Below are 8,150 nucleotides of genomic sequence, written 5' to 3' on the forward strand. Positions count from 1 at the left end.
TAAATTTCCTGTTGATATTTACCCTAACTTTTACACAAACGATATAAACGGACATGATATGATTAGTTTGTGGAGGCAGTGTCTCCATCCCCATCATCTCTAGTTTAGAGGCAATCCCCCTGTGATTTCCCCTGTAATATCAAATCCGCTTAATTCGGTATAAAAAAATGTTCCATCTTCAGTTATTGCTAAATCTTTCTATATCTCCCCATCTCTCCAGCATCTTTATCTGATTACACCAATGCCACCGGATTTGATATAATTTCATCATCCCAAACTCCAAACTTTTGTATCTCAAAAATTTTATCAATGCTATATACTTCCATTCAAAAAACTGAAAATAGTTAATTACTAATTACAACTTGAGGTGCTAATAATAAATTTTGTTCTGATTTGATTAATTTGCCAATACCTAGAAATTCACCTTTTAGATTGTATACTCGAAAATGATGCTCAGTTTTTTCAGCTTCTATTTCCCATCTTATTTGATAGGGTAAACGTTGACCTTGACACCATCTTTTTGCATCTTCAGCAACCAAGGCGATCGCTGGTAAATGTGCCAATGCTATCTCTGGAGATAAAAGACTAAATTTATTTTCCTGTAATTGATTTTCCATTTCTGCAAATGTGAGACTATTTTCCCCAGAAAACCCACTACTTTCTGTTCTAGTTAAAACAGCTAAAGTTCCCCCAGTATTTAAAATTGCACCTAGATCGCGGGCGATCGCTCGAATATAAGTTCCAGCACCACAGGCGATCGCTAAATCTACCTCTGGAAAATCTCCACTTCGCCAGTCAATAATTTCTATATTAAACACTTCAACAACGCGAGTAGGAATTTCAACTGTTTTTCCCTGACGCGCTAAATCATAAAGTCGCTTTCCTTGTACCTGTATTGCACTATAACTAGGCGGCAATTGCTCAATTTTACCTAAGAAATTTGGCAGCACTGCTTCAATATCAGACAACATTAATTCTGGTGCTGGTGCAGATTGAACAATTTCTCCCTCCAAATCATCAGTAGTAGTTATCGTACCAAATCTGACTGTACCACGATAACCTTTTTCTGAACGTAGAAATTGTAATAACCTGGTTGCCTTTCCCACTGCAATAGGTAAAACACCAGTAGCAGCAGGATCGAGAGTTCCTCCATGTCCGACACGCTTGAGACGTAGCAACTTTCGTACCTTTGCTACGCAGTCATGGGAAGTCATACCGGATGGTTTGTTAAGATTGAGAAATCCTTGCATTATACCAATAGGGAATAGGGAATAGGGAATAGGGAATAGGGAATAGGGAATAGGGATTGTAGGAAGAGTCCCGAGGGTAGGGAGTGTGGAGAGTACAGGGTCTAGAATATACCCAAGCTGCATTAATAAACACTGACTTTCCTCCCACACCCCCCACACCCCCCACACCTCCCACACCTCCCACACTCTTGCCCCAATGTTGCCTCAGATAATTGTGAAGTCCAGGTCATCTTCATCGACTCCAATAACTATTGCCAGAAAATCTTCTTCGTCATCTCTTAACCTAATAACTACCCCATTTTCCCCATTTTCCCCACCTACAACAGTTGTCTCAAATTGCAGGTCATTACGACTCAAACCATCAATTAATCCAATTTGATCGTCTTCATCAGGATTATAATCAGCAATAATATCTGCTTCTGATGCACTCAGACCACCCGTGTTTTCAGCAATAATGAATAAATCTTCTCCTGTTCCTCCCGTTAAAGTGTCAGAGTCGCGATCGCCTGCTAGAGTATCATCACCTTCACCTCCATCCAGACAATCATCACCTTTGCCTCCGAAAATACAATCATCGCCTAAACTGCCAAAAAGACAGTCATTCCCTCGATTGCCAAAAAGTGTGTCATCATCATCACCTCCATCTAGAAAATCATTATCCCTACCACCCCACAATGTATCTTCACCATTATCCCCTAACAAAAAATCCTGTTGTTGATTACCAAGCAGGGAATCATCACCCACTCCTCCTAAAAGTGTATCATTATCCTGATTGCCAAAAATTATATCTCCTCCACCTCTACCTTCTATAGAATCTCGACCTGCCAATCCCTCAATTGAATCTGCTCTTACTGAACCAATAGTCTCATCGTCATCTTCTGTAAGCAGAATTTCATTGAATAAACTTCCAGTACCTCCATTCCCGCCAGGACTTGTCCCATTACCACCCTCTCCATTGTCCGGAGGTGGCCTGAAAATATCGACTGTAGTACCATTAAAAAGACCGTCTTCTGTTGCAGTGACCATAACACCTTTGGGAATAACTTTTTTGTGTGATTATATTAATATTTACATAATTTTTACAGGACTTTGCACGAATGGTGGGGTAGATTCAACAATTAATAATTAATACACATAGGCGTGAAAATTAAAAATCAAATCAATATCCCATCCTAGGTCATGGTCCGCAAACGACCCCTTGTTTCTCCTTTAAAGGAGAGGCTTTAAACCTTAATTTTTCGGTAAGATACTAATATTATCATGTTCGTTCAATAATTAATATTATTAATTATTAGAGTTGTTGGGAATTAATCTCAAAAAATGGCTAAAACCCTTATCAGTTAAGGTTTATAGTGTTTGCTTGGTTTGAAATCCAGAAAACCTTATATAGTAAGCCTTTGAGCATTTTAAATTTTTATTTCCAAACAACTCTATTAATTATTAAGATAAGGTATCTGTAAAATAGATCTAAAGAAACACCTGAAATATCTAGTATTCGGTGTTCAACAATTAATAATTAATAATTAATAATTAATAATTACCTCTTCTTATAACGGATAGGATTGACATTCAAGGATTTTTTTTCTGATCAAGGGGAGATTGGAGACCAGCGAGGAGACCTCGCCATCCCTCAACCGCTTTTTTCTCCATGAATGGAGAGGCTTTATACCTTAATAGTTCGGTAAGGGCTAGGAAAATATTATTTAATTTTGTGAGATTATTCGGTGCCTAACCCACCCTACATCAAGGCTTAATTTTTTATTTATATATACCCTCTAATTATTTGGTAAGTGTGATTCAATATTGTGGAAAAAAATATCTGCCCTTCCTTCACTAAAATATTTTTCTGTTATCTGAAACCCTAAAGTGGTGATTTATGATTCCTATAAGTAGTCCTGAATAATTATTTGTGTCAAGACTTACGCAGGAGAACCCAGAAACCAGGTTTTTTCGTAGATATCTATATATTTAAACCAAGGATTTCTCGTAGCAACCGGATTTCTTAGCGTAAATCCTATGTGTATTTGTGTATTTACTTAATCGGCTATATTTATTTTGCCTTTTGCCTAACCCCGCCAGTAGTTGAATACTTTTCCTATTATATAATTATATAACTATAACACAAAGTTCTCCTAGAAGGGGGCAGCTTTAGACCCAGATTTTCGGTAAACTTTCCCATAAACGCCTTTAGCCTAACCTGGAGTGATATATATCCTGATTTTACTAAGATACTTGGCCAACCCATAAATTTTTGTTAATTTTAAACTAAACCTTTCGATAAGTCCCAGACAATAGCATAATCTATCCTTCGGGAAGGCGCTCCGTGTCTATAGTTTTATACCATTTATCAAAAGTAATCCTAAGCTTGGAAGCTGGTCAAAATAACTAGAGAAATAACATAGGTTAGTAAACAATCATATTACGTTAATAAATAGTATTTAGAAATATAAAATCCAAGTATAGCAAAATTTTTGATAATTAGTAATTAGATGCTGCTTATAAAGTAAAGTATAGACGCAGGTTGCGCACACAGGCCCTGATGAATCGGAATCAATTTTGTGATAAGGTAGAAATGGTTTAGGGAAACCTAACCCACCTGACTGATAGGGCTATCAGACAGGCTAATAAACCAAGTACCAGTAATATGCTTGTCGCAGAGACTACGGAGTTAAGGTAATGAGTTGGGCCACTGAATATTGAGTTCATGCTAATCTGCTCGTAGAATCGGAAAACCACTACAATCAAATTTTTTTTGATCCTGCGGAAGGCGGGTTAGTAAATTAATTATCCCCCGTAAGGAAGATAAAGGTTACTGGCAACCAGAGATACTGTGTAAGACCCATATTAGCTTTGTCTGATAGGCAAAGGCATAAGAGATACGAATAAAACTGCAAACAACCTTTGCAGTTGGGTACTTCACACTAAGCAAGCAATAGAAAAGTCAAACTAAAAAAATAATTTCTTGCTATTTTAGACTTGCAGCTAATTAATAAAGCAAGTCCTGATATATTGATAGATTGATATATTAACGGCTAACTGCTACAGCTCAAGCTATCAGAGTAATACTTAATATACTGGAGTGCAAAGAAATAGTCATGTTTAATCCAACAGAAATCTTAATAGATACTTTTGTCAAAGAGCTACAAGCAGGATACCATCGTACCTATGGTGGTTTTAAACCAGACTATCCAGAAATTATTGCCTGGGCAGGAAATATGGCTCTGGAAAATATCGCTAATTGTGATGCATTATATCACAATGTTGAACACACAATGTTAGTTACTCTTGTTGGGCAAGAAATTTTGCGGGGTAAGCACATTCGTGAAGGTGGAGTTTCTCCTGAAGATTGGTTACATTATATTATTTCTTTATTGTGTCACGATATTGGCTATACCAAAGGAGTCTGTCGAGAAGACAAAGAATTATTAGGTTTATATGCTACAGGAATAGATGATGGGATGATTTCTTTGACAGAGGGTGCTACTGCAGCTAGTCTCACTCCTTATCATGTTGACCGGGGTAAATTAGTAATAGATGAACGTTTCGGTGGTCATCGACTAATTGATGCCGATCAAATTAAACGTAATATTGAATTAACTCGTTTTCCTGTTCCAGAAGCAGAAACCCATCAAGATAGAAATAATTTTTCTGGGTTATCAAGAGCGGCAGATTTAATTGGTCAATTAAGTGACCCTAATTATTTGCTCAAAATTAGTGCTTTATTTTATGAGTTTGAGGAAGTAGGTACTAATAAAGTTTTGGGTTATAAATCTCCTGGGGATCTCCGACGCAGCTACGCGAAATTTTACTGGAATGGTGTTTATCCTTATATTCCTGCTGCTATTAATTATTTGGAATTAACTCAAAGTGGTAAACAAATTATTGCTAATCTCTATGCAAATGTATTTCAGATAGAACATGAACCTAAGACAAAAGGTAATGGTGACGATAAAATTCGCAATAATGGAGATTTTAAAATAAAAATACCAGTTATAGAAAAGAAATTTAGTGATTTTTTAGATTTGAATTTATAGGGAATTAGGGAATAGGTAATAGGGCACAGGGAACAGGGAATAATAATTGATATTTTAGGGAATTAGGGAATAGGGAACAGGGAATAATAATTGATGTTTTAGGGAATTAGGGAATAGGGAACAGGGAATAATAATTGATATTTTAGGGATAATAATTGATTTTAATGAGTAATTTTTGGAGATATCTATTGATAATTTATAGGTGATAAGGGAATATTGATAATTTATGGGTGATAAGGGAATAGGGAGTTTAATCAGTTTATCAGTTATCAGTACCGACTGCTGAAGCTAGATGCTGGAAATACTGAATCGAATTTTTTATTCATCACAAACATCCATTTTTAACATAAAACTTGATAGAAGATAAAAGTTATGTATTTGCAATTAAATATATATTTTGAGTTTTGGTCCGATCTGAAGTGAACCCTATTGGTTTAAAAATTGAGGAAAGGAAATAATAAATAGTGGCAAAATTAACACCAGAAATTGATCAGTACACTCAACAATTAAGGGGAAAACTTCAAGAAGCTGGCTATGCTTACTATGTTCTTGATAACCCAATTATGGAAGATGCTGTTTACGATCGCCTACTTCGAGAATTACAGGAATTAGAAACTCAATATCCTCAATTAATTGTTCCAGATAGTCCGACTCAAAGAGTGGGAGAAAAACCTGCAACTAAATTTGTATCAGTTAAACATAATATTCCTCTTTATAGTCTGGAAAATGCTTTTAATATTGAGGAATTAAAAAGTTGGCAAGAACGTTGGCAACTTCGTGAAAGTAAAAAGTTAGAAGTAAAAAATCAAAATTATGACTCTAGTAATGAGTCAGATGGATTCCCTACAGTTAATTCTTTAGATGAAGTAATTAATGACTCTCATTCTGATGAAATAGACCTAGCAAATGTTGATTATGTTTGTGAATTAAAAATTGATGGTTCTGCTTTAGCTCTAACTTATGAAAATGGTTTATTAGTACGAGGTGCTACTCGTGGTGATGGAATTATGGGGGAAGATATTACTCAAAATGTCAAGACAATTAATAGTATTCCCTTAAAACTTAAAATTGATAATCCGCCTGCAATAATAGAAGTTCGGGGGGAAGCTTTTTTATCAAAAAATGTATTTGAAAATATAAACGCTGAAAGAGAAAAAATAGGAGAAACTCTATTTGCAAATCCCCGGAATGCAGCAGCAGGTACTTTAAGACAATTAGACTCAAAAATAGTTGCTCAACGCCGACTAGATTTTTTTGCTTATACACTTTATTTAGAAGAAAATAGCTGGGAATTTTCTCAATTTTCTACTCAATGGGAATATTTAGAATTACTGCAAAAATTAGGTTTTAAAGTTAACCCTAACCGTCAACTTTGTTCCTCTTTAGATGAAGTTGAAGCATATTATCAATACTGGGATAAAGAACAAAAAAATTTACCCTATTTAACCGATGGAGTAGTAGTTAAACTTAACTCTTTACCACTACAAAAAAAATTGGGATTTACTCAAAAATTTCCTCGGTGGGCGATCGCTCTCAAATACCCTGCCGAAGAAATTCCTACTATTGTCCAAGCAATTACCGTTCAAGTTGGTCGTACAGGGGCGCTGACCCCCGTGGCCGAATTAAAACCAGTACAGTTGGCAGGGACAACTGTACAAAGGGCATCTCTACATAATAGCGATCGCTTGGCAGAACTGGACTTACATCTTGGGGACACTGTAATAGTCCGCAAAGCAGGGGAAATTATCCCAGAAGTGGTCAGAGTTTTACCAGAATTACGACCAAAAAAAGCCCAAAGATTTCAAATGCCAACCCACTGTCCAGAATGTAGTCAACCTGTGATTAAACCTAGAGATGAGGCAGTAACTCGGTGTATTAATACTTCCTGTCCCGCTATTCTCCGGGGTTCTTTGGCACATTGGGCATCCAGGGGCGCTCTGGATATTAATGGTTTGGGAGAAAAGTTGGTGCAGCAGTTGGTTAATAGTGGTTTAGTTAAGTCAGTGGCAGATTTATATAATTTGACTATAGAAGATTTGACCACCTTGGAACGGATGGGGGAAAAGTCCGCGAGTAAGTTGGTAGAAGCGATCGCTACTTCTAAAGCTCAACCTTGGGGGCGGGTGCTTTATGGTTTGGGTATTCGTCATGTGGGTAGTGTGAATGCGGAGTTGTTGACTCAGAAATTTTCGACTGTGGCAAAGTTAGGTCAAGCAAAGGTAAGTGATATTGAAAGTGTGTATGGTATTGGTCCGGAAATTGCTCAGTCTGTGGAAGAGTGGTTTCGAGTACCAGCAAATCAGAATTTGGTGGCACGTTTGGAAACTGCTGAGGTGACTTTGGAGACTAAAGACTCTACAAATAATGTGGAAAAAGTTCAAAGTGGTTTGTTAGTAGGAAAGACTTTTGTTTTGACTGGAACTTTACCCACTTTGAAGCGAGATGAGGCGAAAAGTTTGATTCAAAATGCTGGTGGGAAGGTGACAAGTTCGGTAAGTTCTAAGACTGATTTTGTTGTCGTGGGAGAAGATGCAGGTTCTAAGTTAGAGAAGGCAGAAAAGTTAGGGGTGAAACAGTTGAGTGAGGCGGAGTTATTAGAGATGTTGGGAGAGGAATAAAGTGTTATAAGAAACCGGGTTTATTGGAAGTAGATGTTAATATAGTGAGGTATTGAATAAACCCGGTTTCTCGGCTTTATCTTTTAAAGAAAGCCAGGTAAAGTATTTTGGCATGATGAAAGTTTAAAATTATTAAATAGAATTAACTTAACTACATAATTATTATGATAACACTTCCTGACCTAGACAAAATAGGTATCCACTCAATATGATGGGGTAGGGAATGATTATAACTGCCAAGAGCAACT

4 protein-coding genes are annotated in these 8,150 nt (G+C 36.7%); 2 read left to right on the forward strand and 2 right to left on the reverse strand.

Features of this window, described 5'->3' with window-relative positions; genetic code table 11:
- Positions 1–344 precede the first annotated feature (344 nt).
- On the reverse strand, positions 345–1,250 hold the full coding sequence (gene truB, locus ACP6PM_RS27940; protein ID WP_426590159.1) for a tRNA pseudouridine(55) synthase TruB: 906 nt from the start codon (positions 1,248–1,250) through the stop codon (positions 345–347).
- Positions 1,251–1,454: 204 nt separating this feature from the next.
- Complete coding sequence (locus ACP6PM_RS27945) at positions 1,455–2,276, reverse strand: calcium-binding protein (RefSeq protein ID WP_426590160.1); 822 nt, start codon at positions 2,274–2,276, stop codon at positions 1,455–1,457.
- A gap of 2,069 nt (positions 2,277–4,345) precedes the next feature.
- Between ACP6PM_RS27945 and ACP6PM_RS27950 the strand changes: the two genes are divergently transcribed.
- Together ACP6PM_RS27950 and ligA are read left to right on the forward strand one after the other, a co-directional pair.
- The gene (locus tag ACP6PM_RS27950; protein ID WP_426590161.1) at positions 4,346–5,284 is read left to right on the forward strand and encodes an Npun_R2479 family HD domain-containing metalloprotein; all 939 of its coding nucleotides are present in this window, start codon (positions 4,346–4,348) and stop codon (positions 5,282–5,284) included.
- A 464-nt stretch (positions 5,285–5,748) separates the two neighbouring features.
- Entirely contained in the window at positions 5,749–7,902 is a 2,154-nt protein-coding gene (gene ligA, locus ACP6PM_RS27955) for an NAD-dependent DNA ligase LigA (protein WP_426590162.1), read from the forward strand.
- Positions 7,903–8,150 lie beyond the last annotated feature (248 nt).

The organism is Dapis brunnea BLCC-M229 (assembly GCF_050015995.1).
Lineage (GTDB): Bacteria > Cyanobacteriota > Cyanobacteriia > Cyanobacteriales > Microcoleaceae > Trichodesmium.